The sequence below is a fragment of the Actinoallomurus sp. NPDC050550 genome (genome assembly GCF_040655075.1).
Taxonomy (GTDB): Bacteria; Actinomycetota; Actinomycetes; order Streptosporangiales; family Streptosporangiaceae; genus Actinoallomurus.
The window spans coordinates 40,244-64,875 of the sequence record NZ_JBFAJC010000022.1; the positions used below are offsets into that span (position 1 = coordinate 40,244).

Annotated in this window: 19 protein-coding genes; 10 read left to right on the forward strand and 9 right to left on the reverse strand. The window is 71.6% G+C overall.

What is annotated here, in order from left to right; translation table 11 throughout:
• Nucleotides 1-22 precede the first annotated feature (22 nt).
• The 3 genes from AB0I04_RS28040 to AB0I04_RS28050 form a co-directional block, all read right to left on the reverse strand.
• Nucleotides 23-313, reverse strand: a complete 291-nt coding sequence (locus tag AB0I04_RS28040) for a hypothetical protein (RefSeq protein WP_360890539.1) — start codon at nucleotides 311-313, stop codon at nucleotides 23-25.
• A gap of 141 nt (nucleotides 314-454) precedes the next feature.
• Nucleotides 455-1,942, reverse strand: coding sequence for a hypothetical protein (locus AB0I04_RS28045; RefSeq protein WP_360890542.1), 1,488 nt, complete (start codon nucleotides 1,940-1,942; stop codon nucleotides 455-457).
• A 163-nt stretch (nucleotides 1,943-2,105) separates the two neighbouring features.
• Nucleotides 2,106-3,263: a putative sulfate exporter family transporter gene (locus AB0I04_RS28050; RefSeq protein ID WP_360890544.1), complete on the reverse strand. Its 1,158-nt coding sequence runs from the start codon at nucleotides 3,261-3,263 to the stop codon at nucleotides 2,106-2,108.
• 71 nt (nucleotides 3,264-3,334) lie between these two features.
• Between AB0I04_RS28050 and AB0I04_RS28055 the strand changes: the two genes are divergently transcribed.
• The 4 genes from AB0I04_RS28055 (at nucleotide 3,335) to AB0I04_RS28070 (ending at nucleotide 8,230) form a co-directional block, all read left to right on the forward strand.
• Nucleotides 3,335-4,225: a LysR substrate-binding domain-containing protein gene (locus AB0I04_RS28055; protein ID WP_360890547.1), complete on the forward strand. Its 891-nt coding sequence runs from the start codon at nucleotides 3,335-3,337 to the stop codon at nucleotides 4,223-4,225.
• Nucleotides 4,226-4,386: 161 nt separating this feature from the next.
• Nucleotides 4,387-6,918: a sensor histidine kinase KdpD gene (locus tag AB0I04_RS28060; protein WP_360890550.1), complete on the forward strand. Its 2,532-nt coding sequence runs from the start codon at nucleotides 4,387-4,389 to the stop codon at nucleotides 6,916-6,918.
• The gene (locus AB0I04_RS28065) at nucleotides 6,915-7,589 is read left to right on the forward strand and encodes a response regulator (protein ID WP_360890553.1); all 675 of its coding nucleotides are present in this window, start codon (nucleotides 6,915-6,917) and stop codon (nucleotides 7,587-7,589) included. Before AB0I04_RS28060 ends, AB0I04_RS28065 begins: the two co-directional genes overlap by 4 nt.
• A 71-nt stretch (nucleotides 7,590-7,660) precedes the next feature.
• Nucleotides 7,661-8,230 (forward strand): hypothetical protein, encoded by a 570-nt coding sequence (locus AB0I04_RS28070; RefSeq protein WP_360890556.1) that lies wholly within the window; start codon nucleotides 7,661-7,663, stop codon nucleotides 8,228-8,230.
• On the opposite strand, the gene AB0I04_RS28075 is transcribed toward AB0I04_RS28070, so the two are convergent.
• Nucleotides 8,167-10,116, reverse strand: a complete 1,950-nt coding sequence (locus tag AB0I04_RS28075; protein WP_360890559.1) for a tetratricopeptide repeat protein — start codon at nucleotides 10,114-10,116, stop codon at nucleotides 8,167-8,169. The two genes, AB0I04_RS28070 and AB0I04_RS28075, sit on opposite strands and share 64 nt — an antisense overlap.
• 146 nt (nucleotides 10,117-10,262) lie before the next feature.
• Nucleotides 10,263-10,448, reverse strand: coding sequence for an FxSxx-COOH cyclophane-containing RiPP peptide (gene fxsA / locus AB0I04_RS28080; RefSeq protein WP_360890562.1), 186 nt, complete (start codon nucleotides 10,446-10,448; stop codon nucleotides 10,263-10,265).
• Between the two features lie 358 nt (nucleotides 10,449-10,806).
• Here fxsA and fxsT point away from each other — a divergent pair, with 358 nt between their 5' ends.
• Nucleotides 10,807-13,338 carry an FxSxx-COOH system tetratricopeptide repeat protein gene (fxsT, locus tag AB0I04_RS28085; protein ID WP_360890565.1) on the forward strand — a complete coding sequence of 844 codons (2,532 nt, stop codon included), beginning with the start codon at nucleotides 10,807-10,809 and terminating at the stop codon, nucleotides 13,336-13,338.
• Between the two features lie 28 nt (nucleotides 13,339-13,366).
• On the opposite strand, the gene AB0I04_RS28090 is transcribed toward fxsT, so the two are convergent.
• Nucleotides 13,367-14,686 (reverse strand): HEXXH motif domain-containing protein, encoded by a 1,320-nt coding sequence (locus AB0I04_RS28090; RefSeq protein WP_360890568.1) that lies wholly within the window; start codon nucleotides 14,684-14,686, stop codon nucleotides 13,367-13,369.
• 4 nt (nucleotides 14,687-14,690) lie between these two features.
• Nucleotides 14,691-15,929, reverse strand: a complete 1,239-nt coding sequence (locus AB0I04_RS28095; RefSeq protein ID WP_360890571.1) for an FxsB family cyclophane-forming radical SAM/SPASM peptide maturase — start codon at nucleotides 15,927-15,929, stop codon at nucleotides 14,691-14,693.
• A 347-nt stretch (nucleotides 15,930-16,276) separates the two neighbouring features.
• Between AB0I04_RS28095 and AB0I04_RS28100 the strand changes: the two genes are divergently transcribed.
• Genes AB0I04_RS28100 through AB0I04_RS28110 form a run of 3 tightly spaced genes read left to right on the forward strand, consistent with a single transcriptional unit; the run spans nucleotide 16,277 to nucleotide 19,504 of the window.
• Nucleotides 16,277-18,265 carry an APC family permease gene (locus tag AB0I04_RS28100; protein WP_360890574.1) on the forward strand — a complete coding sequence of 663 codons (1,989 nt, stop codon included), beginning with the start codon at nucleotides 16,277-16,279 and terminating at the stop codon, nucleotides 18,263-18,265.
• A gap of 55 nt (nucleotides 18,266-18,320) precedes the next feature.
• Nucleotides 18,321-18,728, forward strand: a complete 408-nt coding sequence (locus AB0I04_RS28105) for an OB-fold nucleic acid binding domain-containing protein (protein WP_360890577.1) — start codon at nucleotides 18,321-18,323, stop codon at nucleotides 18,726-18,728.
• On the forward strand, nucleotides 18,725-19,504 hold the full coding sequence (locus tag AB0I04_RS28110) for a DUF3159 domain-containing protein (protein ID WP_360890580.1): 780 nt from the start codon (nucleotides 18,725-18,727) through the stop codon (nucleotides 19,502-19,504). The genes AB0I04_RS28105 and AB0I04_RS28110 overlap by 4 nt, the downstream gene beginning before the upstream one ends.
• A 289-nt stretch (nucleotides 19,505-19,793) precedes the next feature.
• On the opposite strand, the gene AB0I04_RS28115 is transcribed toward AB0I04_RS28110, so the two are convergent.
• Together AB0I04_RS28115 and AB0I04_RS28120 are read right to left on the reverse strand one after the other, a co-directional pair.
• Nucleotides 19,794-20,453: a TrkA family potassium uptake protein gene (locus AB0I04_RS28115; RefSeq protein WP_252778446.1), complete on the reverse strand. Its 660-nt coding sequence runs from the start codon at nucleotides 20,451-20,453 to the stop codon at nucleotides 19,794-19,796.
• Nucleotides 20,453-21,121, reverse strand: a complete 669-nt coding sequence (locus AB0I04_RS28120; RefSeq protein WP_360890583.1) for a TrkA family potassium uptake protein — start codon at nucleotides 21,119-21,121, stop codon at nucleotides 20,453-20,455. The genes AB0I04_RS28115 and AB0I04_RS28120 overlap by 1 nt, the downstream gene beginning before the upstream one ends.
• A 171-nt stretch (nucleotides 21,122-21,292) precedes the next feature.
• Here AB0I04_RS28120 and AB0I04_RS28125 point away from each other — a divergent pair, with 171 nt between their 5' ends.
• Nucleotides 21,293-23,332 carry an APC family permease gene (locus AB0I04_RS28125; RefSeq protein ID WP_360890586.1) on the forward strand — a complete coding sequence of 680 codons (2,040 nt, stop codon included), beginning with the start codon at nucleotides 21,293-21,295 and terminating at the stop codon, nucleotides 23,330-23,332.
• Nucleotides 23,319-24,605, forward strand: a complete 1,287-nt coding sequence (locus AB0I04_RS28130) for a class I SAM-dependent RNA methyltransferase (protein WP_360890589.1) — start codon at nucleotides 23,319-23,321, stop codon at nucleotides 24,603-24,605. The genes AB0I04_RS28125 and AB0I04_RS28130 overlap by 14 nt, the downstream gene beginning before the upstream one ends.
• Nucleotides 24,606-24,632: the final 27 nt, after the last annotated feature.

Below are 24,632 nucleotides of genomic sequence, written 5' to 3' on the forward strand. Positions count from 1 at the left end.
CGGCGATTCCCCCGTTCTCCCGTCATATTGATCTGATGGTGCTCTTGTCCTCGGCGGCGGCCCAGGCGGCACCCGACAGGCAGAGCCTCTGGTGGATCTGCGCGAGGTGGTTCCTCTTCGTTTTGAGCTCCTCTTCCATGAACTCGACCGCCTCCACATAGGCCACCGCGAACTCGTAGCAGGTCGAGGTGAACAGGCCCTGCTCGGTAGCCCGCACCACCGGGATATCGCTCGACGCATGCTCGAAATAGGTGCCGACGTTGAATTCCAGGTCCCGGCCGAGCCGACAAAGCCGTTCCGGCTCAGCGGCCACGTCGTACCCACTCCCCGAATTCGGATCCGGACTCACGGTGCAACCCCCTGATTCACCCCGAAATGTGACGAGGTAAACGATATTGCAATTGCGGGTCCCGGAGCGCGGCGTGTGGCGCTAAGGATCCGTGAAATTAATGCATCACCGGTATTCGGCGAGACGCGGGCGTACGCCGGCGAACGCGATGCCCGCCACGCCGAGCGCGACGGCCCAGGGGATGAGGCTCCAGCCGCTCAGGTCCTTCTCTCCGGCACGGATCGACGTGGCGAAGTGGGACCGGTTGAGGTCGATCAGCGCGGTCAGGTTCTTGTCGTACTGGTCGAAGTCGTAGTTGGAGTTTCCGGGCGTGTATGCCGTGTTGAACCGGATCGCGTCGTGGAGCCTGCCCCGGCCGGCCAGCGCCCGCATCGTCGAGTCGTCCTGCTGGTAGGTGAGGAACGCGGACAGCGTCCGCTCGGCGAGGTCTCGTTCACCGGGGAAGGTGATGTTGCGGAACTCGGTCCCCAGGTATCCACCCCATCCGATGTCCGTGTGATCGGCGCCGTAGGCGTTCCACGCCTGGCGCAGCGCGGTCGGGTAGCCGGCCGGCGTGGTCACCGACGGCAGCGCCGCGAGTTGCTGGGTCTTGGCCAGGAACGCCTGTTCGTATTCCGGCCGGCGCGAGGGGTCGACCAGGTAACGGCTCTCGTCGGCGTTGGCGTCGTACCCGACCGCGCGCGCCTGCGAGAGCGCCAGAACGGAGTCGAAGGCGTCCTTCTTCGCCGCCCGCAGATGCCCGGCCGCGCCGGTGAGCGTGGTCACCCCCGCGACCAGCGTCATTCCGGTGACCAGCGTGGCGAGCAGCAGGAACGGATTGAACCGTCGCCGGAAACGACGGGTGAGCATGATCTGCAGCCCGATCAGCACGCCGATCAGGGCGGCGCCGGTCAGTGCGGTCAAGACCGCGGTCCGCACCGCTTGCGCGTGCTTCGCCTGGTAGGAGTGTTCCAGCGCGCCGGAGTTAGCCTCTGTCAGGCCGGCCGCGGCGGGCAGCAGTTGGTTCTTGAGTAGATCGGTGGCCTGCCGGTACAGCCCCAACGCGGTCGGCGACGGCCGGCCCGCCACGTGGTGGACGTCGCCGTCCACGAGGATGGCCTGGGCGGTCAGGGCCTCGTACCTGCCGAGGGCGTCCAGCACCGTGCGGATCGCCCGCTGCGCCGCGGGATCTCCGGCGCCGACGGCCGCGGCCTGCTGGAGGTCCGCGTCGGCCTGCCGGCGACGCTGCTCGTAGATGCCCAGCGCCTTGTCCCGGCCGACGCCGAGGTTCCGCTCGTCGCCGACCAGCAGCACGTTGGCGACCTGGGCGTCCATGTCGTTCAGCGCGAAGTAGGCGTCCGACGTCGCGACCACCTGCGGACCGGAGCGATGCCCGATGTCCCGCAGCCCGCCGCGTACCCCGGTGATCCCCTGCGTGACCACGGCGGCCAGGACCATGGCGAGGACCGCCACGGTGATGGTCAGCGCCCAGATCCGCTGCGGTGTCGTCGCCCGGGACCGTCGGCGCACGGCCGGGTCGGGGCTTGATTCCCGGGCCTTGATCAGTGCCGGACCGCCCGACGTCACCACGCTCATCGCCTCATCGCCCGTCATGCCTGTGATGCGGATATGAAGCGATCTTCATGCCGGGCGTTCCCGGCCCGTCTCGTCCTAACGCGCCGGTACCGTCGGCGACGGATTTCTTAACGCTCCCTTAGCGCGCCGGCCAGCGGTCGCAGTCGGCGCCGGTGCTCCCGGGACTTCGGCCGATATCCCGTTATCTGGAGGTGAGCAGGACGCCCGCGTAGGAGATGCCGGCGATCAGCGCCCAGGACGTCAGTCCGAGCAGGAGGGCGCGGCGGCCGGTCCGCGCGAGCTCCCGCAGGCGTACGGCGCTGCCGAGACCGAACAGGGCGGCCGCGAACAGCACGTCGCGGGCGACGGTCGCGGCGGACAGGGCGCCGTGCGGGACGGTCACCGTCGAGCGGAGCGCCATCGTGGCCAGGAACCCGATCACGAACAGCGGGAGCACCGCGGGCCGGCCTCGCCCGTCGGCGCGGGCGCCCCGGCGGGTGCGCAGCGCGACCCCGGCGGCGATCGGCGCGAGCATGACCACCCGGACCAGTTTGACCGCGACCGCCGGGACGAGCGCCGCCGAACCCGCGATGGCCGCCGTGGCGACGACCTGGCCGACGTCGTGCACGCTGGCGCCGATCCAGCGGCCCGCGTCGTACGGCGACAGGCCCAGCAGGCGGGCGATGGGCGGCAGGACGGCGATGGCCAGGCTGCCGCACAGCGTGACGAGGCCGACGGCGGTGGCGGTCTCGCGTTCCGCTTCGGGATCGCCGGGACGGGTGCCGAGCGCGCCGTCCACCGCCGCGACGGCCGACGCGCCGCAGATCGAGAAGCCGGCCGCCACGAGGAGGGAGAGGCGTTCGGACAGACCCAGCCGGCGGCCCATCCACCGCGTGCCGGTGAATGTCACCACGAGCACCGTCACCACCATGACGATCGTCTGCGCGCCCAGGGCGAGGATGTCCCCGAACGACACCTGCAGCCCCAGCAGCACCACTCCCAGGCGCATGAACCTGGTCGCGGCGAAGCGCAGGCCCGGTCGCGTCGCCGTGGGCAGCAGCCCGAGGTTGGCGGCGAGCACGCCGAGGATGAGCGCCGCGGTGAGCATCGGCACCGCCCCGGCCACCCGGTGCACGCCGTACGCCGCCGCCACGGCGAGGGCACTGGCCGCGATGCCCGGCGCCAGCGTCCGCCCACGCCGAAGCAGGGGCGATCCGGCGGCCGGCGCGTGCGGCGGCGTGGCGCCGCCGACCGGCTCGGCCCGCCGGTCGGGGGACGCTCCGACCGGCTCCGCCCGCCCGTCGGGGGACGCTCCGCTCGGCCACCCGGCTGTGGGATGGTGCGGCGTGGAGATCGACATGACTTCCAGCATCGGCCCTGGACGGCCCCCGCAGTAGCAGCCATTTCCCTGTCACGTCATAGAGTTCCCCTATGACCACACGGCTGCCCGACCTGGAAGCGCTGGAACTGCTGGTGGCCGTCGCCGAGACCGGCAGCCTGGGCCAGGCCGCCGCCCGGCAGGGCATCAGCCAGCCCTCGGCCAGCGCCCGGATGCGCACGCTGGAGCGGCGGCTGGGCGTGCGGCTCCTCGTGCGCTCGACCAGCGGCTCCCGGCTGACCTCGGCCGGGGCGGTGGTCACCGACTGGGCGCGCGCCGTCCTCGTCCAGGCGAACGCGCTCGTCGAGGGCGTCGCCGCGTTGCGCTCCCGCCAGGAGGACCGCCTCCGGGTGTCGGCCAGCCTCACGATCGCCGAGCACCTCGTCCCCGGCTGGCTCGTGGCGCTGCGCGAGGCCGCACCGGGCGTCCACGTCGAGCTGAACGTCGCCAACAGCACCCACGTGATCGAGCGCCTGCGGGCGGACGAGGCGGACCTGGGCTTCATCGAGGGGCGCGGCGCACCGCGCGACCTGCACAGCCGCGCCGTCGGCCGGGACCGTCTCGTGATCGTCGTCGTGCCGGGGCACCCGTGGGCGCGCAAGCGCCGGCCGTTGCGTCCGGTCGAGTTGGCGAGCACGCCGCTGCTCCTGCGGGAGGCCGGGTCGGGTACCCGTGAGACGTTCGAGGCCGCGCTGGCGTCGTACGGGGGGCCGGCCGAGCCCGCCCTCGAACTCGGCGCGACCGCCCCGCTGCGCGCCGCCGCCATGGCCGGCACGGCGCCGGCCGTGCTCAGCGCCCTGGTCGTCGCGGATGAGGTCGCGGCGGGACGGCTCGTCGAGGTGCCCAGCGAGCTGCGGCTCGACCGGGTGCTGCGGGCGGTGTGGCCGCGCGGCCGCGAACTTCCCGAGCCCGCCGTCCACCTCCTGCGCGTCGCCCGCTCGTGAGCCGCACGCCGTGGCGGGCGTTAGAACGGCGTTAAGGCGGTGCCGGGCGCTGCCACGGGGCCGTCAAGGGCGCCGGAAATAGGCGTTTTCAGGTGTTGACTGCCTGCGGACCGGGCCGTCCGTCTCGAATACCGTCATCGGGGACACAATTCAGGAAGGGGGTGAATCAGATAACGACGCGAGGCAGGCTCAAGATCTACTTCGGTGCCGCGCCGGGGGTCGGCAAGACGTACGCCATGCTCGACGAGGCCCAGCGGCGGGTGGAGCGCGGTGTCGATCTCGTCGTGGGCTACGTCGAGACGTACGGCCGGGCGCGTACCACGGCGCTGCTCGACGGCCTGGAGACGGTGCCGGTCCGCGAGGTGGCCCACCGCGACCGGGTCTTCACCGAGATGGACGTCGACGCGATCCTCGCCCGCCGCCCCGCAGTGGTGCTGGTCGACGAACTCGCGCACACCAACATCCCCAGATCCCGCAACGACAAGCGGTGGCAGGACGTCGAGGAACTCCTCGACACGGGCATCGACGTCGTCACCACCGTCAACGTCCAGCACCTGGAGTCCCTGGCCGACGTCGTCGAGCGCATCACGGGGGTACGGCCCCGGGAGACCGTGCCCGACGAAGTCGCCCGGCGCGCCGACCAGATCGAGCTGGTCGACATGGCGCCGGAGTCGCTGCGCCGTCGCCTCGCCCACGGCAACGTCTACGAGCCGGACAAGATCGACGCGGCGCTGTCCAACTACTTCCGCATCGGCAACCTGACCGCGCTGCGCGAGCTGGCCCTGCTCTGGGTCGCCGACCGCGTCGACGACGCGCTCGCCCGCTATCGGGACGAGAAGGGCATCACCGAGACCTGGGAGGCGCGGGAACGGATCGTCGTCGCGCTGACCGGCGGTCCCGAGGGCGACACGCTCATCCGCCGCGCCGCCCGAATCGCCGCCCGGGCCGGCCGGGCCGACCTGGTCGCCGTGCACGTCGCCAGAGGAGAGGGCCTCGCCGACGGGTCGCCGGAGGCGCTCGCCCGCCAGCGCGCGCTCGTGGAGAGCCTGGGCGGCTCCTACCACCAGGTCACCGGTGGCAACGTGCCCAAGGCCCTCATGGAGTTCGCCAACGCCGTGAACGCCACGCAGATCGTGCTCGGGTCGAGCCGGCGGAGCCGCTGGCAGTACGCCTTCGGGCCGGGCGTCGGCGCGACCGTCGCCCGCCTGTCCGGCGACGTGGACGTGCACATCGTCACCCACGACTACGCCGGCAAGGGCAGGGGACGGGCGTCCGTCCCGCCCACTTCGCTGGGCCGCGGACGCCGAACGGCCGGCTGGTTCCTCGCGCTGTTCGGCCCGCCGGCGCTGACCGCGCTGCTGTCGGCGGGCGGGCGGCACTTCGAGCTCCCCACGGAGCTGCTGTTCTTCCTCGCGCTGGCCGTCGGCGTGGCGCTCGTCGGCGGGCTGTGGCCCGCGATCGTCGCCGCCGTCGCCGGGTTCCTGCTCGTCAACTGGTTCTTCACGCCCCCGCTGCACACCCTCACCGTGGCCGAGCTCGAGAACGCCATGGCTCTCCTGGTGTTCGTGACCGTGGCCGTCGCCGTCTCCACCGTCGTGGATCTCGCGGCGCGGCGCAGCTCCCAGGCGGCGCAGGCGCGCGCGGAGGCGACCACGCTCAGCATGCTCGCGACGAGCGTGCTGCGCGGCGAGGACGCCCTGCCCGAGCTGCTCGAGCGCGTTAGGGAGACGTTCGGGCTGTCTACGGTGACGCTGCTCGAACGCTCCGGCGACGACTGGGCACCCGTCGCGTCGGCCGGCCCGGGGACCTGCGCGCGGCCCGGCGACGGGGACGTCACCGTCCAGGTCAGCGACACCCTGACACTCGCGCTGGACGGCCGGGTGCTGCCGGCCGCCGACCGCCGCGTCCTGGCCGCCTTCGCCTACCAGGCTGCGGCCGCCCTCGACCGCCAGCGGCTGGCCGAGGAGGCCAAGGAGGCCCGGCGGCTCGCCGAGGGCAACCGGATCCGTACCGCGCTCCTCGCCGCCGTCTCCCACGATCTGCGGACACCCCTGGCCTCGATCAAGGCGAGCGTCAGCAGCCTCCGCTCACCGGACGTGCGGTGGGACCCCGAGGACGAGGCCGAGCTCCTGGCCACGATCGAGGAGTCGGCCGACCGCCTCGACGGCCTCGTCGCCAACCTGCTCGACATGAGCCGCCTGCAGACCGGCGTCGTCAACCCGCTCGCCCGCACCGTCTCCCTCGACGAGGTGATCCAGCCGGCGCTGGCGAACGTCCCGGGCGACCAGGTCAAGGTCGAGGTGCCGGACAACCTGCCGGCCGTCGTCGCCGACCCAGGGCTCCTGGAGCGCTCTTTGGCCAACGTCATCGAGAACGCCGTACGGCACGGCGGTCCCGAGCCGGTCCGCGTCACCGCGAGTGAGCACGGCGGCATGGTCGAGCTGCGGATCGCCGACCGCGGGCCGGGCGTCCCGGACTCCGCCAAACTCCGGATGTTCGAGCCGTTCCAGCGGCTCGGCGACCGGCCGCGCGGCAGCGGGGTCGGTCTGGGCCTCGCGGTGGCGCGAGGCTTCGCCGAGGCCGTCGGCGGCGACCTCCGCGCCGAGGACACCCCCGGCGGCGGACTGACCATGGTGTTCTCACTGCCGACCGGGACGAGCGGTACGGTGCGGGCAGGCAAGGGGGAAACGTGACACGAGTACTCGTCGTCGACGACGAGCCGCAGATCGTCCGCGCGCTGCGCATCAACCTGCGGGCCCGCGGCTACGAGGTCGACGCCGCCCCCGACGGCCGCACCGCCCTCGACCTGGCGGCGCGTCGCCATCCCGACGTCATAGTCCTCGACCTGGGCCTGCCCGACATGGAGGGCGCCGAGGTGATCAAGGGCCTGCGCGGCTGGACGAGCGTGCCGATCATCGTGCTGTCCGCTCGGCACGCCTCCGAGGAGAAGGTCGAGACGCTCGACGTCGGCGCCGACGACTACGTGACCAAGCCGTTCGGCATGGACGAGCTGCTGGCCCGGCTCCGCGCCGCCGTACGGCGGGCCGCCCCGCCCGAAGAGGACGCCGTGATCGTCACCGACGACTTCACCGTCGACCTGGCGGCCAAGAAGGTCGTCCGCGATGCCGCCGACGTACGCCTCACCCCGACCGAGTGGCACGTCCTCGAGGTGCTCGTGCGCAACGCCGGGCGGCTCGTCAGCCAGCAGCAACTGCTCCGCGAGGTCTGGGGCCCGTCGTACGCGAACGAGACCGGCTACCTGCGCGTCTACCTCGCCCAGCTGCGCCGCAAGCTGGAGAAGGACCCGTCCCGACCCCGCCACCTGATCACCGAACCGGGCATGGGCTACCGCTTCGAACGCTGACCATGGGAAGGAACGGCGGCTGTGTGGCATAAGGGGTCATGGGCGGACCGGTGAGGTGTCAGACTGCGGTCATGCCCGACGGTTCCTTGGCAGCGTTGATCACGGCCGGAGGAACGATCGCCGGTGTCGCGGTCACGCTGTGGGGCACGGTCCGGCGGGAGTCCGTCCAGGCCGAGCGCGAGCGCGGAAGGCTGGCTCTGGAGGCCCGGCAGACCGCGTACGGCGAGCTGCTCGGCCCGGCGATGCAGCTGCGTGTCGAGCTCGAGCTGGCCGGCCAGCGATCATGGCGTGACCTGGACGTCAAGCTCGCCGCCGTCGACGAGCACGCGCGCATGGTGGGCCAGCGAGCCTCCCACGTGGCGGTGCTCGCTCCCGACCTGGCCGACGCCGCCCGTGCGCTCGCCGCCGCCGCCACGGCCCTGGTGGCCTTCGCCGCCCGGAACGCCGAGTTGAAGTACGATCCCGGGCCCGAGACGAGGTTCCTGATCGGAGAGATCAGGGCGCCGATCGACTTCAGTGCCTTCGACGCGAGGCTGGAGGAGATGTATCAGGCGGTCGAGGCCGACCTCGGCGACCGTCACCCGTCCGGGCGCGGGTCGTCCGGCCGGTGGGCGTGGATACGGCGGGCGTCCCGCCGCTGACGCGGCGGCAGGTCCGGGTCGCGGGCGGTCTCCGCGCGCCGGGCGAGGTCCGCCGCCGCGTCGTCGTCGCCGCGCAGCCTCGCGACCCGCGCGGCGTACAGCAGCACCGGGCCGCTGCCGGAGGCCTCGTCCAGCGCGACCGTGATCTCCCGCTGTGCCTCGTCGAACCGCCCGAGCGTGGCCAGCGCGAGCGCCCGGGCCGCCCGGGTGACCGGCCGGAGCCGCCGCACGCGGTCGAGATCGCGCAGGGCCCCTTCGGCGTCGCCGAGGTCGGCCAGGAACTCGCCTCGCGTGCGCAGGATCTCCGGCGCGTCGCCTTCGGCCGACAGGACGCCGTCCAGGACGGTGATCGCCGCACGCGTCTGCCCGAGCTCCCAGAGCGCCCGGGACAGCTCGGCCTGCACGGTGAGGTCGGTGGGGAGGCGTTCGGCGGCGGCGTGCAGCTCTTCCAGGGCCTCCGTTCGACGGCCGTCCGCGAGCCGGAGCTGGCCGATGGCCGCGAGCAGCCGGCCGACGGCCACGCGGTCCTGCCGGGCCTCGAACAGGGAGGCCGCCGTCTGGTAGTGCGTCTCCGCCTCCTTGCGCAGGCCTCGCCCGTGCGCGACGTTGCCGAGCAGGGACTCGGCCTCCGCGCGCAACCGCAGATCGGACGCGGGCCCGAGGCGTACGGCGGTGACCGCCTGGCGCTCGGCCCGCGCGAACTCGCCGCTCGCCAGGGCACGCTCGGCCGCGCGCAGCCGCTCGGCCGGCCCCGCCGTGCTGGGACGGGTCTCGATCATCCGGCCGAGGGGCCCGATCAGCCGCGGATGCTGGAGTTCGTAGGTGAGCCCTCCGCCCGAGCGCTTCGACTTGATCAGGTGGAGGTCCTCGAGCGCGCGCAGCACGGGCGGGGGCATCCGCACCTCCGGGGAGGGCTCCCGGCCGGTGTCGGCAATGGCGCGCTGCATCCAGGATCTGAGTCTGCCGACCGGCACCTCGTACTGCTCGGCGACGTCGGCGAGAGCCCGCGCGACGTAGCCGGTCAGCGCGGGATGGCCGTCAGTGTGCGCCCGGACCACGTCGGCCGTGATCGCGCCGCCCTGCGGGGGCAGCGATCGCCACAGCCGCTCGCAGACGACCTGCGCGAAGGTGGGCTCGACGACCGGAGTGCCGGCACGCAGGTAGTCGACGAGCAACTCGGCGGCTCCGGGGGCGAACGACCGCGCCGTCCCCCTGAGCGGCCCGCGGACGGCGTCCAGCGCCGCGTCGGAGTCCAGAGGAGCCAGGTGGAGCCGTGCCACGTCGCCGCCGCCGATGATCCGCTCATAGGGCCCGAGGTCGGGGAGGGATCCGTCGCGAACGGACAGCAGCAGCCGCACCTCGCGGTGCTCGTCGAGCGCCTCCGCCAGCTCCTCCGCGAAGGCCCGCCGGGCCTGCTCCTGAGCCTGTGGCGGCCCGATGACGAGCTCCTCGGCCTGGTCGATGACGGTCAGCAGGGGCAGCCGGCGGCCGAGGACGTCGGCGCGGTGGGTCTGCCGGGTCAGGAACTCGGCGACCGACCATCCCGCGAGACGACTGGCCGGCTGGGCGGGTGCCCAGGACGACAGGAGCGCCAGGGTATAGGGGTTGTGATCGGGCAAGGCCGCCGCCGGGAAGACCGAACCGTAGGACAGGCACCCGGTCGGAAGGACCTCGACCTCGTTGGAGGGCAGCAGGGGCCGCGCCCCGGCCTCGATGAGGGAGGTCCGGCCGGACCCGGACGGGCCGTGCAGGACGGTGAGCCGATGGCCGCGCCATAGCTCGGCCAGCCGGTGGGACGCCTCTTCGCGGCCGAAGAACCCGCGAGCGTCGGCCGTGCTGAACGGGCGCGGCCCGATGTAGGGGAGACCGTTCGCCCGGGGCGTCATCGTATTGATCATCACGAGGCCCGGCCGATCAGAGATGAAGGCGGTCTCATGGAGATCACCTGCCGTCACCGAAGGTCACGTGACACGTCACCCGGCGAGGCTGCCTCGGCCTCCGGCGGCCGGAGGGCGCTCGTGGCGGACACGCCTCAGTCCTGGAATCCGGAGACGGCCTCGCTGTTTCGCGACTGGGTGTCGACCAGGTGCCGGAGCGCCTCGGCCAGGCACGACCCGTCGGCGGTGTCCAGATCGCCGAGGTCGAACCCGGTGAGGTCGATCAAACCCTCGTCGGGAGCTGCCGGATCGTCATTCGGCGTCGTCCTGTCGTCGCGCATGCGGCGCTCCCTGGCCCGTCCTTGCAGTCGCACCGTGAGGCATTCCCCACCGGCACAGCGGTAATCCGGCCGGGCGGGGTCATGTCTCTTCCTGTCTGTTAACTCATACACCCCCGGACGCGGGCCTGTCGATCGGTTCCAATGGGACGGGGCCATGACCATTCGTGATTTTGGGATGCCCGATAAAGGCATGTAAGTGACTAATCGTGCGCCGCGTAGGTAACGTACGTTATGGGGGCGTTCATTGCTTAACTGGACATCCATCTCCGAGTTCGCGGCATTGGCGCTGTGCACCCCGGGTAATGAGTGTTTAGATGAAGCCCGTATTCGAAGTGCATAGTGGCGGCGGAGGCGGCACGTGGAATCCGAGACGTTGGGCAGCGGGCGCACGACGGGACGCGTGCCTCAGGTGTGGGGCAGGATCCCGCCGCGCAACAAGAACTTCACCGGCCGCCAGGGGATGCTCGACAACCTGCACAAAGGCCTGACGAACCGCGTCACCGCCGTCATCCCGCAGGCGCTGCACGGCATGGGCGGCGTCGGCAAGACCCAGGTGGTCATCGAGTACGCCCACCGCTTCCGATCCGAGTACGACCTGGTCTGGTGGATCTCCGCCGACCAGCCCGACCTGGTCCCCTCCTCCCTGGCCGGTCTCGCGCCCCGGCTCGGCCTGGAGTCGGCGCAGGCGGCGGGGATCGAGGACTCCGCGGCGGCGGTGCTGGACGCCCTGCGCCGGGGCGATCCCTACGACCGTTGGTTGTTGATCTTCGACAACGCCGGCGACCCGGAGGGCATCCTGCGGCTCGTCCCCGCGGAGGGGCCCGGGCACGTGCTCATCACCTCCCGCAACCAGGAGTGGGAGAGCGTCGTCGACACCGTCGCGATCGACGTGTTCAGCCGGAGTGAGAGCGTCGAGTTCCTGAACCGCCGGGCGCCTCGGTCGATGAGCGAGACCGACGCCCAGCTGCTCGCCGAGAGCCTGGGCGACCTTCCCCTCGCCCTGGAGCAGGCGGGCGCGCTCCAGACGGTCACCGGGATGGCCCCCGACGAATACCTCGACCTGCTCAACAAGCAGCCCACCGAGTTGCTCAACCAGATTCGCGCGTCGGAGTATCCCGCCTCGATGACGGCGGCCTGGCAGCTGTCGGTGAGCAAGCTCGAGCAGCAGCTGCCCGAGGCGATGCAGCTCCTGCGAGCGTGCGCCTTCTTCGGGCCGGAGCCCATCCCGCTGGACGTCTTCCGCCGCAACACCTTCGCCGGTGAGTCGAAACTGAGCCCGGTGCTCGGCAACGCCATCCGCCGCTCCCAGGCGATCCGGATGCTCGGCCGATACGCCCTCGTCAGGATCGACTCCGAAAGCCGTACCATCCAGGTGCACCGGCTGATCCAGGCGCTCCTCCGTGAGTCTCTGTCCGCCGCCGAGCAGGCGGAGCTCCGGGAGGAAGTGCAGCAGCTTCTGGCCGGGGCCGCACCGGCCGACCCCGACAACGAGGCCGCGTGGCCGCGCTACGCGGAGCTGGTCCCGCACGTGCGGCCGGCGCGCGTCGCCGAGTCGGCCGATCCGCGGGTGCGCGTGTTCGCCAGCGACATCGTGCGCTATCTCACCACCTCGGGCGACCTGGCCACCGCCAAGGGCTTCGTGGAGGAGCTGCTCGAGACCTGGCATGCCGATGAGAACCCTGACGCGCCCGACGTCCTGCTGGCCAAGCGCCGGCTCAGCACGATCCTCCGTGAGCTCGGCGAATACGCCGAGGCCTACGAACTGGTCAAGGACACCCTGGAACGGGCGCAGCGCGTGCTGGACCCCGAGGACCATGTCACCCTCAACCTCATCAACGGATTCGGCGCCGTGCTCCGGGCGCGCGGGGAGTTCGCCGAGGCACTGCGCCATGACCAAACGTCGCTGGACCTGCACCGGTCCGCCTACGGCGAGCGCGACGGTCGCACCCTTCAAACGGTGAACAACCTCGCGCTCGACTACGCCTTGGTCAGCGACTACCGAACGGCGCGCGACCTGCACGAGCAGGCGTTCAACGCGCAGAGCGAGGCGACCACCGGCGTCAGCAAGTCGAACGTCCTGTCGTCGTGGGTCAACCTCAGCCGGGCGGTCCGGTTGTGCGGCGAATACACCGAGGCCCGTTTCCTGGGTGAGGACGCCTACGACTTCGGGCGTCAGGAGCTCAGCGCGGACAATCGCGGCACGCTGGGGGCCGGCCGGGATCTGTCGATCGCGATGCGGCGGTCCGGAGCGTACGACGAGGCCCTCGACCTCGCGCGGGACATCTTCACCAAATGCACCCGGCTTCTGGGCGCCGACCGTCCCGACACACTCGCCGCGGCGGTCGCCCTGTCGAACATCCTGCGGACGGTCGGGCGGATCGAAGAGGCCTTCCAGCTGGCCGAGGAGACCGTGAATCGGTACCCGAAGCTGTACGGGGACCAGCACCCGTATTACTTCGCCTGCCTCGGCAACCTTGCGTTGCTGCATCGCGTCCGCGACGACGCGGAACAGGCGCGTGAGCTGAACGAGAAGGCCCTCGCCGGTCTGCATGCCAGGCTGGGCAAGGACCATCACTATCCGCTGACGGTCGCCATCAATCTCGCCAGTGACCGCAACGCTCTGGGGGAGTACGAGAGCGCGCGTGAACTCGGCGCCGACAGCCTCGCCCGGCTGAGGTCCCTGCTCGGCGAAGGCCACCCCGTGACGCTGGGCTGTGCGGCCAACCTCATGCTCGATCTGCGCGCGGTCCACGCCGAGGACGAGGCCGAGACGCTCGCGGCGGCCACGATCCTCAGCTACAACCGGACGCTCGGCCCCGAGCACCCTGACACGCGGGTCGCCGCGACCGGCGGCCGGCTCGACTTCGACTTCGACGTACCGCCGATCTGAGCGTCGACGGCCGGGCGCTCCGGTCGGCTCAGGAGCGGGCGTGGTTGCGCTGGAGCCAGTGCGTCCGGTGCCGTTCCGAGTCCCGGTGTGCCCACCGGAGCGCCGGGGCGGGCACGTGCTCGGTCGCCCAGTCCTCCAGCGTGCGCCGCATCCCGGCCGCGAACATGGTGCCCTCGTCGGTCAGTGCTCCGCTGGCCAGCAGCGTCGTGGTCACCCGCAGCGCCGCGCTCCGCCAGCGCGCGAACTCCGCGTGCGCTCGTATCGCCGTCGCACCCTGCTCGTGTTGACGCTGCCGTCGCCAGAAGCCACTGACCCCCAGATGTGCGTACGCTCCGTGTAGCAGGCCCTCGACGGGCCGCGGATCCTCCCGCCACGGGGCGTAGTAGCGCCGTCCGGTGTCCGGCCGGACCAGGGGAACGGTGTCCAGCACGGTCATGAGCTTGGCGTGCTGTATCTCGTGGGCGAGGGCCACCGCGAAGCCGAGGGCGTCGACGGGACGGGAGCTGCCGACCGCGCCGAAGGCCTGCCGGGACGTCGCGCTGAGCTGGTCCCGCGGCGGGGCGGCGAGCGGTACGACGGCCCGGAGGATGGTCTGGAGCTCCGAAGCGGCCGTCCAGTGATGATGCGCCACGAGCTCCCACGCCCGCTCGAACAGCGATCGCCACACGGCGACCGCGCCGGCGTCGATCCGGTGGTCCACCTGGGCCCCCGGCAGCCGCCAGGGGTCGAGATCGTCGATCACGGCGCGGATGGTGATTCCGTGCGCGGAGGCGGTCAGCGGCCGCAGGCCGTGCCAGCCCGGTGCGTCCGTGTGCGGATCGGCCGGGACCGTCACCCGGACGCCGGGCGCGGTCAGCTCGGCGCCGGCGCCGGACGACCTGACCAGGACGTCGTCGCCGGGGACGTCCGCCCGGCCCAGCGACGGCAGCATCACCGCGCCGTTCGCCGCGGGCACGCGGACGGCGCCGCGCGCGCCCGCCCTGATCATTACCGCGGCCGCGATCGTGGCGAGTCCGGCGGGATCGGCGGGCGGGTCGTCGGGGCCGGCGGTGCCGCGGAGCGCGCGCACCGCCCCGAGCGCCCAGGCACCGACCGCCGGGTGGCTCAGTACCGTCTCGGCCTCGGCCGGATGGCGCCGCTGGAGGTCGGCCAGGAGGAGGTATGCCTGCCGTGTCCGATCGGCCGCGACGTGCCCCGTCCGGCGGGCGGTGTCCATCACCCCCCATAGCAGGAGCAGCCGTGTGCTGTGCTGGGTGTCGGCCAGTCGGCGCGCCACCGGCGCGCCGCCCGATCCGCGCGCGAGCTTCTCCAGATCGTGTCCGGAGACCCGATGACGCGCCAACCGCATCGGCTCAGCCCTGTCGGGCGGCACGGGCGGTCAGGTCGGCTCGGACGCGGTCGCGGACGTGCTCGATCAGCCGGAACATGTCCGGGCAGTAGACCGACGGGTTGGCGAACCCGTTGCCGGCGCGGTACCGGTGGACGTAGAGGCCGCCTCCGCAGACGCGCCGCAGCGCACAGGACCGGCAGGCCGGCGCCAGCGCGTCGAGTCCGCTCTGCCGGGCCGCGACGGACGGCAGGAGGAGCGCCGTGTCGAACGGATCACGTTCCACGTGCAGGCCGGTGGCCGGAGCGCCGGGGAACGCCGACTTGAGCGCGGAGACCTGTTCCAGCGCGCCGTCGGTCTCGACGACGATCGTCGCGACCGGGGAGAGGCCGACGTTCTCCGTCCTGCTGGCCCCGCCGAGCAGCAGCTGCATGATCTCGGCGAAGGTCCGCACCCGCGTCTCCTGGCGCGGGGCGTCGTACCACCGGTCGAAGACGGCGATGAGCCAGTCCGCGTACGGAGTGTCGGGGGAGCCGGGTGTCCGGCCCGGCGGGGGCGCGCTCCAGTTGCCGTGCGGCAGCAGGAAGTCGACCTGGGGCGGATTCCAGGCCAGCAGCGCCTCGTACGTGCGGACGGGAGGGTTGTGCAGGTCGATGGTGCTCAGCAGCCCGGCGAACAGGTGCCGGAAGGCGTCCCCGGTGAGCAGGGCGAGGCCGGCCCGTACGGCGGCGTGACTCCCGCGTCCGTCGGGCCGGCGGCGGTGCCGGTCGTGCGCCGCCTCGTCCCCGTCCAGGCTCACGGCCACGGTGACGTCCAACTCGTCGAAGATCCGGAGGAACGCGGTGTTCAGCCGGACGGCGTTGGTCTGGACGCGCACGTCCACGCTGGTACCGGAGCCGACCGCCGTACGGACGGCCCGCACGGCGTACGCCAGCCGCTCGGCGCCGGCGAGGAGGGGCTCACCGCCGTGGAGGACGAGCTTGACCCGGTCCAGCCCGTGGGCGTGGACGTGCTCGGCGATGCGCCGCGCCGTCTGGTCGAGGACCGTGCGGGACATCCGGCGCGGGCGGGACCGCCAGCTCTGGTCGGCCATCTCGTACATGTAGCAGTAGTCGCAGGCCAGATCGCAGCGGCTATGGATCTTGAGGACGAACTCCCGGAACGGGGTGGGCCGCCATCCTCCGGCGCGCAGGGCGGCGACGTCGAGGTCGGCCGGCCACTCTCCATCGGATCGCGTGACGCCCTGGCCGAGGTTCACCGTCACGCTTCATCCCCCGTGCGAGTCGGGCGCGGTTCTGGGCAGGTATCTGCCCTTGATACCTGTATACACCGACAACGATCATCACAATGTGTCATATGGCACGTGAGGAGGCGGCCGCACATCGGTTGCACGCCGCATGGGGATTCTGCGGGATGCGGGGCGGTCTCACGCCGAGATCATTCGGGCATGGTCATGCGCAGACGTCCGCCGGCCCGGTGCGGCAGTAGCCGATCGCATCGAGCTTCCAGCGTCGGCAGGGCGTTAAGGACGCGTTAAGAAGGAGGTCGGGGGCGTTAGGGCGGCGTTAGGGAACGCCGATTGACCTGACCCCGGCCGGTTTGCTGGCAATCGTGAAGCAAGCCGTCTTGCAGATGCCCAAGCGCTTCCTCGTCGGCCGGCCGCTCCGGACCGGGCAGATGGGGGAGACGCTGCTGCCTAAGAAGCTGGCCCTCCCCGTCTTCTGCAGCGATCCTCTCTCCTCCGTCGCGTACGCGACGGAGGAGATCCTCCTCGCGCTCAGCCTCGGCGGCTTGGCGATGTTCTACCTGTCCTGGTGGGTGGGTGCGGGGGTCGTCTTCCTGCTCCTGGTGGTCACCGCGTCCTACCGGCAGACCTGTCACGCCTACCCCAACGGCGGCGGCGCGTACGCCGTCAGCCGGGCCAACCTCGGTGAGAGCGCCTCTCTGGTCGCGGCGAGCGCCCTGTTGATCGACTACGTCATGACCGTCGCCGTCTCCGTCGCGGCGGGCGTCGCCAACATCGTCTCCGCCTTCCCCTCGCTCGGCCCGCATGCCGTCGGCATCTCGCTGGTGTTGATCGTCGTGCTCGCGCTGATGAACCTGCGCGGGGTCAAAGAGTCGGGCACCGCGTTCGCGATCCCCACGTACGGCTTCGTGGTGTGCGTCTTCCTCATGCTGATCGTCGGCCTCGTCCGCATCCTGTTCGGGAGCGCGCCGACCGCCGAGTCGGCCGCCCTGGGGGTGCACGCGACGCACAACACGGTGGGGGCGGCGGCCGTCCTGCTCGCCCTGCGCGCCTTCGCCCAGGGATGTACGGCGCTGACCGGAGTCGAGGCCGTGAGCAACGGCGTGCCGAACTTCAAGCCGCCGAAGAGCCGGAACGCCGCCGCCACGCTGACGATCATGGGCCTGCTCGCCGTGACCATGTTCGGCGGCATCACGGTCCTCGCGCTCGCGACCCACGTGCACATCGCCGACAATCCGGCGCAACTGGTCGGCGCGCCGTCGGGCTACGAGCAGAAGACGGTCATCGCCCAGCTCAGCGCGGCGGTGTTCGGGCACGGTTCGGTCTTCTTCTTCCTGGTGCAGGCGTTCACCGCCGCGATCCTCGTGCTGGCGGCCAACACCGCGTTCAACGGCTTCCCGATCCTCGCCTCGATCCTCGGCGGCGACGGGTACCTGCCCCGGCAGTTCGCCCGGCGCGGCGACCGGCTCGTCTTCAGCAACGGCATTGTGATCCTGTCCCTGCTGGCGGGCGCGCTGATCTGGGCGTTCGACGCCAGCACCACCCGCCTCATCCAGCTCTACATCATCGGCGTCTTCGTCTCCTTCACCCTCAGCCAGTCCGGCATGGTCAAACACTGGGGCGACGTACTGCGCGGGCTCGCCGATTCGGCGGCCCGGCGTTCCGTCCACCGGGCTCGGGCGATCAACCTCGTGGGGGCGCTCCTCACCGGACTGGTCCTGGTGATCGTGCTGCTGACCAAGTTCATGCACGGCGCCTGGATCGTCGTGGTGACGATGCCCTTGGTGTTCCTGATGATGAAGGGGATCCACCGGCACTACCGGCGGGTCGCCGCCGAGCTCGAACCGGGCGACAAGGACATGCCGCTGCCCAGCCGCATCCACGCCGTCGTGCTCGTCTCCAGGGTGCACACCCCCACGCTGCGGGCGCTGGCCTTCGCCCGCGCGACCCGGCCGAACACGCTGACCGCGCTGAGCGTGGCGACGAGCCAGGAGGAGGCCGACCGGCTCGAGCGCTCCTGGGCCGAGCATGACATCCCCGTGCCGCTGACCATCCTCGACTCGCCGTACCGTGACATCACCGGGCCGGTGCTGGACTACGTGACCAGGATCCGCCTCAAGAGCCCGCGTGACGTCGTCTGCGTCTTCATCCCCGAGTACGTCGTGGGCCGCTGGTGGGAGCACCTCCTGCACAACCAGAGCGCCTTCCGGCTCAAGGCGCGTCTGCTGTTCCGGCCGGACGTGATGGTCACCAGCGTGCCGTGGCAGCTCGGATCGGCCGAGGCGGCCCTCGCGCGGCACCCCGATGAGACGGAATTCGCGGCCCGTAAGAGGGTTCGCCCCGGTGCAGCGTGATTTAACCCTTGCGTGGTGGTCTGTTCCGTAGGGCGATGGCATACGCTTGCGAATCATGGACGAAGTGCCGGCCGGTACGGCGCAGGAGAGCCCTCAGGGCCCTCGAGGTCTGCGCGGCTTTCTGCGCCGCCTGACATCGAGCAAGGCGGAGCTCGAGGCCGAGGAACTGCAGAAGACCACCGGCGAGGAGGGCGCCACCCCGATCAAGGAGTGCGCCGCGCGGCGACGCGCCTGCGTGGCGGGTACGCTACGTACCGTGACACTCCGACCGCGCGGCGGGGCCCCGTCCCTGGAGGCCGAGCTCTACGACGGATCCGACGTGATCAGCCTGGTCTGGCTCGGCAGGCGGCGCATCGCCGGGATCGAGCCCGGCCGCCTCGTACGCGCCGAGGGTCTGGTGAGCGTCCAGGACGGCCGGAAGGTGATGTTCAACCCGCGGTACGAACTGCGGGGAGGATCATGACCGAGCAGCGCCGCCCGGAGGCTACGGACGGCGAGGCCTCGGCGGCAGCCTCCGAGACCCGGCCGGACGAGGACGACGCCGCGACACGGCGGGGTGAGGACGACGCCGCGGGCCCGGCCGAGGCCGAGCGCGCCGCGTACGACACCGTCGAGGAGGCGGTGCGCAAGCAGCTGACCAAGGCGCTCGGCGGCCCGCGCGGCGTGGTCGAGGCGGCGATCCCGACGATCGGCTTCACCGTCTCCTGGATCGTCAGCCACAAGCTCCAGCTGTCCCTGGGCATCGGGGCCGGCCTCGCCGTCGTGCTGCTGGCCGTCCGGCTCGCGCAGCGCTCGACCGTCCAGTTCGTGCTCAACAGCATCTTCGGCATAGCGATCGCGGCGTTCTTCGCCCTCCGCTCGGGCAAGGCCGCGGACGCCTTCCTGCCCGGCATCCTCTACAACGCCGGCTACGCCGCGGCGATGCTCCTGTCCATCGTCGTGCGCTGGCCCGTCGTCGGGTTCCTCATCGGGTCGGTCACCGGCGATCCGACCGCCTGGCACCGTGACCGCGACACCGTCCGGCTCTGCTCCCGCCTCACCTGGCTGCTGCTGATCCCCTGCCTGGTGCGGGTCGCCGTGCAGTACCCCCTCTACCTCGCGGGGCACGTGGGCTGGCTCGGGGCGTCCAAGGTCGTGCTGGGCTGGCCGCTGCAGGTCGCGGCGCTGGCCGCCATGGTCTGGGTGCTCGCCCGGGGCCGTACGCCCATGGAGCCGGCCACGGGCGCGCCGAAGTCCTGACGCGGCGCGGCCGCCGGAGCCCGCCCGGCGGGCGGTCGGGCCGCCCCCAGGAAGCGTCCGGCGGCGTACGGCCTGCGGTGTGACCCAAGGAGCGTTCGGCGGCGCACGTGCCCGCGGTGCCCCCTCAGAGAGCGTCGGGCGGCGTACGGCCTGCGGTGTGACCCAAGGAGCGTTCGGCGGCGCACGTGCCCGCGGTGCCCCCTCAGAGAGCGTCCGGCGGCGTAACGCGCCGACGGTGCGCCGCAGGAGAGTGTCCGGCGGCGCGCGCGTCAGTGCGGCGACGGCGAGGTCAGTGCGCCGACAGCAGATCGCCGAGTTCGTCCTCGACGTCCTGGCTGGCGACGAACATCAGCTCGTCCCCGGCCTCCAGGGTGTCGTCCGGGCTCGGCACCAGCACCCGGCCCTCCCGCAGGATCGCCACCAGCGCCGTGTCGCGCGGCCAGGTCACCGAGCCGACCAGCTGACCGGCCAGCGGCGCGTCCTCGGGCAGGGTCAGCTCGACGAGGTTCGCCTCGCCCTGCCGGAAGGTCATCAGCCGGACCAGGTCACCGACGCTGACCGCCTCCTCGACCAGCGCGGACAGCAGACGCGGCGTGGAGACCGCGACGTCGACGCCCCAGGACTCGTTGAAGAGCCATTCGTTCTTGGGGTGGTTGATCCGCGCGACGACGCGGGGCACGCCGTACTCGGTCTTGGCCAGCAGCGACACGACGAGGTTGACCTTGTCGTCGCCGCTCGCCGCGACGACGACGTGGCAGCGCTCCAGCCCGGCGTCGTCGAGCGAGGCGATCTCGCAGGCGTCCGCGAGCAGCCACTCGGCGCGCGGCACCGCCTCGACCTTGATCGACCGGGGGTTCTTGTCGATGAGCAGGACCTCGTGGCCGTTCTCCAGGAGCTCCTGGGCGATGGAGCGGCCCACGGCACCCGCTCCGGCGATGGCGACCCGCATTACTCCACCCTCTGGTCGGGCCGCTGGGACACGGCGTCGTTGATCCGTTCGATGTCGCCGGAGGCCGCCATCACGTGGACGACGTCGCCGTCCTGGATGACGGTGTCACCGGTGGGCACCAGCGCCTCGCCCATGCGGGACAGGTACGCCACGCGGGTCTTCGCGGCCTCCTCCAGCGCCGAGACCTTGGCGCCGATCCACTTGGGATCCGTCTGCACCTCGGCGAGCACGACCTCGCCGGTCGGGTCGCGCCACAGCGACGACACGCCCTCGGGCAGCAGCCGCCGGATCATCTGGTCGGCGGTCCAGCGGACGGTCGCCACGGTCGGGATGCCGAGCCGCTGGTAGACCTCTGCCCGCCGGGGGTCGTAGATGCGCGCGACGACGTTCTCCACGCCGAAGGTCTCGCGGGCGACCCGGGCCGAGATGATGTTGGAGTTGTCGCCGCTGCTGACGGCGACGAAAGCGGAGGCCTGCTCGATCCCGGCCTCGACGAGCACGTCGCGGTCGAACCCGAACCCGGTGATCCGGCGCCCCTTGAAACCCCCGCGCAGGCGGCGGAAGGCCTCGGGGCTCTGATCGATGATGGCCACGGTATGGCCTTTGTCCTCCAGGATGTGGGCGAGGGTCGAGCCCACTCGCCCGCAGCCCATGATCACGATATGCACGGTCGTCCTTCCCAGCGCCGGTGCCGTCCGCTTGGCTCCCCTTGACCTGATGAAACCTACACAGGCCAGGGTGTCCAGAGCACTTCCTGACCCGTCTTAAGGGCGGCACTTGCATTCATCCCCCGGGCGAGGTGGATCTCACGGTTCCGGGAGCGACTAGCCTTACGTGTCGTGTCGAAGGCTCCCGACCTCGTCAAGAGGCTCCTGCTCGGCCGGGCGCTGCGCAGCGCCCAGGCCCACGAGCAGACACTCCCTAAGACGATCGCCCTCCCGGTGTTCGCCAGTGACGCGTTGTCGTCCGTGGCCTACGCGCCGCAGGAGATCCTGATCGCCCTCGGCCTCGCGGGGCTGGCGACGTACCACTTCACGCCCTGGGTGGCGGGGGCGGTCATCGTCATCCTGCTCACCGTCGTGGCCTCCTACCGGCAGAACGTCCGGGCCTACACCAGCGGCGGCGGCGACTTCGAGGTCGCCACCACCAACCTCGGCAGCAACTCCGGCATCGTGGTGGCCAGCGCGCTGCTGGTCGACTACGTGCTGACCGTCGCGGTCTCCGTCTCCTCCGGGATCGAGAACCTCGGTGCGCTGATCCACTTCATCCAGCCGCACCAGGTCCTCGCGGCCATCACGGTCGTCGCCATCTTGACGATCATGAACCTGCGGGGCATCCGGGAGTCCGGCGTCGCCTTCGCGATCCCGACGTACCTGTTCATGCTCGGCGTCTTCGGCATGCTGATCTGGGGCTTCACGCGGTTGGCGTTCGGCGCGCACCTGGAGGCCGAGACCGCCCATCTGACGGTCAAGGGGCCCGATCTCGGCGTCAGCGGCTTCGCGCTCGTCTTCCTGCTGCTGCGCGCGTTCTCCTCCGGCTGTGCCGCGCTGACCGGCGTCGAGGCGATCAGCAACGGCGTGCCCGCGTTCCGGCCGCCCAAGGGCAAGAACGCCGCGACCACGCTGCTGCTCCTCGGCACCGTCGCGGCCTCGATGTTCGGCGGCATCGTCGCGCTCGCCTACATCACCAAGGCCAAGTTCGCCGATCCCGGGGTGAACACCCACCTGATCAACGCCGCGGGCAAGGACGTCTCCGACCAGGACCCGGTGATCGCGCAGGTCGCCCACACGGTGTTCAGCAACTTCACGCCCGGGTTCGCCTACGTGACCGTGATGACCGCGCTCATCCTGGTCCTCGCGGCCAACACCGCGTTCAACGGCTTCCCGGTGCTCGGCTCGGTCCTCGCCCAGAACCGTTACCTGCCGCGTCAGCTGCACACCCGCGGCGACCGGCTCGCCTTCAGCAACGGCATCATCATCCTCGGCGCGATGGCGGGCCTGCTGATCTACGCGTACGACGCCTCGGTGACGTCGCTGATCCAGCTCTACATCGTCGGCGTGTTCGTGTCCTTCACGGTCAGCCAGACCGGCATGGTGCGTCACTGGAACCGCCTGCTGCGGACCGAGACCGACCCCGCCGCGCGCCGCCGGATGAAGACCTCCCGCGCCATCAACACCTTCGGCGGGTGCGTCACGGGCATCGTCCTCGTCGTGGTGCTCGTCACGAAGTTCCTGCTCGGCGCGTGGATCGCCTGTGTCGCGATGGGCGTCCTGTTCGTCATGATGCGGGGCATCCGGCGGCACTACGACCGGGTCGCCGCCGAGCTCGAGATCACCGGCGAGGACGTCGCCCTGCCCTCCCGCAACCACGCCATCGTCCTCGTGTCCAAGATCCACCGCCCGACGATGCGGGCGCTGGCGTACGCGCGGGCCACCCGCCCCTCGACCCTCGAGGCGATCACCGTCGCGGTCGACCCCGAGGAGTCGCAGAAGCTCCAGGAGGAGTGGGACCTGCGCGCGGTCCCCGTGCCGCTGAAGATCCTCGACTCGCCCTACCGCGAGATCACCCGGCCCATCCTGGAGTACGTCAAGAGCGTCCGCCGGCGCAGCCCGCGCGACGTCGTGACCGTATTCCTGCCGGAGTACGTCGTCGGCCGCTGGTGGGAGCACCTGCTGCACAACCAGAGTGCGCTGCGGCTCAAGACGCGTCTGCTGTTCCAGCCCGGCGTGATGGTCGTGAGCGTGCCCTGGCAGCTCGCCTCGTCCGACCGCCTCAAGGGCCGGAAGGAGCCGCCGGCTCCCGGTTCCGTGCGCCGCCCGTACGGTCCAGAGCAAGAAGTCGAATCGGAGGGGACCCGTGCCGCCGGTGGAATCGTCTGAGTTGATCGAACTCCAGATCGGAGCGGTCGCCAACGGCGGCTGGTGCGTGGCCCGGCACGAAGGGCGCGTCGTGTTCGTCCGGCACACCCTGCCGGGCGAGCGCGTCCTGGCCCGCGTGACCCAGGAGACCAAGAACTTCCTGCGCGCCGACGCCGTGGAGATCCTCGAGGCGTCTCCCGACCGGGTGCAGGCGCCCTGCCCGTTCGCCGGCCCCGGCCGCTGCGGGGGCTGCGACTGGCAGCACGCCTCCCTGCCCGCCCAGCGCCTCCTCAAGGCCGAGGTCGTCAAGGAGCAGCTCCGCCGGCTGGCCGGCGTCGAGCGCGACGTCGTCGTCGAGGAGGTGCCCGGCGCCCCCGACGGGCTCGGCTGGCGCACGCGCGTGCAGTTCGCGGTCCGAAGGGACGGCGTCGTCGGCCTGCGCAAGCACCGCTCGCACCAGATCGAGCCGATCGACGAGTGCCTGATCGCGCACCCGCAGGTCGAGGCGCTCGGCATCGAGCGCAAGCGCTGGCCCGGCGCGACCGGAGTCGAGGCCGTCGCCTCCGCCGGCACCGGCGACCGCCTCGCGGTCCTGTCCTCCAAGGGCCGGGTCCGCGTTCCCCGCATGGACGCGCCGGTACGCCTCGTCGGCGGCAGGCCGGACCGGCACGACCGGAGGGACCGGTCGAACAGGCCGGAGCGGCCGCCCTTCGTCCGGGAGGACGTCGCCGGACGGCTGTGGCAGGTCAGCGGCAGCGGATTCTGGCAGGTCCATCCCGGCGCCGCCGCGACCCTCGCCGAGGCGGTCGTCGACGCCCTGGAGCCCCGGAAGACCGACATCGCCGTCGACCTGTACTGCGGCGCGGGCCTGTTCGCGGGCGTGCTCGGAGAGGCCATCGGCCCGAGCGGCCTCGTGGTCGGGATCGAGTCGGACGCCCAGGCCGTGCGCGACGCCCGGTTCAACCTCCGCGACCTCCCGCACGTCTCCGTGGAGCGGGGCGACGTCGAGACCGTCCTGCAGGAGATCCGGTTCGGCAACGGCGAATCCACCCTGAACCGCGCCGACCTCGTCGTCCTCGACCCGCCGCGCACCGGCGCCGGCCGCGACGTCGTCAAGCGCGTCGCCGAACTCGCCGGCCGCCGGATCGCCTACGTCTCGTGCGACCCCGCCACGCTGGCCCGTGACCTGGCCTTCTTCTCCGAACACGGCTGGACGCTGTCCGGACTCCGAGCCTTCGACGCCTTCCCCATGACCCACCACGTGGAGTGCGTCGCGACCCTGGTCAGAGGCTGAGAAATTCCGCTGCCGCGCACTGCGGCT

Excerpts from the sequence above, each read along its gene's own strand:
- AB0I04_RS28045 (WP_360890542.1), bottom strand. The coding sequence starts at position 1,942 with ATGACGGGCGATGAGGCGATGAGCGTGGTGACGTCGGGCGGTCCGGCA.
- AB0I04_RS28050 (WP_360890544.1), bottom strand. The coding sequence starts at position 3,263 with ATGTCGATCTCCACGCCGCACCATCCCACAGCCGGGTGGCCGAGCGGA.
- AB0I04_RS28055 (WP_360890547.1), top strand. The coding sequence starts at position 3,335 with ATGACCACACGGCTGCCCGACCTGGAAGCGCTGGAACTGCTGGTGGCC.
- AB0I04_RS28070 (WP_360890556.1), top strand. The coding sequence starts at position 7,661 with ATGCCCGACGGTTCCTTGGCAGCGTTGATCACGGCCGGAGGAACGATC.
- AB0I04_RS28075 (WP_360890559.1), bottom strand. The coding sequence starts at position 10,116 with ATGACGCCCCGGGCGAACGGTCTCCCCTACATCGGGCCGCGCCCGTTC.
- fxsA (WP_360890562.1), bottom strand. The coding sequence starts at position 10,448 with ATGCGCGACGACAGGACGACGCCGAATGACGATCCGGCAGCTCCCGAC.
- AB0I04_RS28090 (WP_360890568.1), bottom strand. The coding sequence starts at position 14,686 with ATGCGGTTGGCGCGTCATCGGGTCTCCGGACACGATCTGGAGAAGCTC.
- AB0I04_RS28105 (WP_360890577.1), top strand. The coding sequence starts at position 18,321 with ATGGACGAAGTGCCGGCCGGTACGGCGCAGGAGAGCCCTCAGGGCCCT.
- AB0I04_RS28110 (WP_360890580.1), top strand. The coding sequence starts at position 18,725 with ATGACCGAGCAGCGCCGCCCGGAGGCTACGGACGGCGAGGCCTCGGCG.
- AB0I04_RS28115 (WP_252778446.1), bottom strand. The coding sequence starts at position 20,453 with ATGCGGGTCGCCATCGCCGGAGCGGGTGCCGTGGGCCGCTCCATCGCC.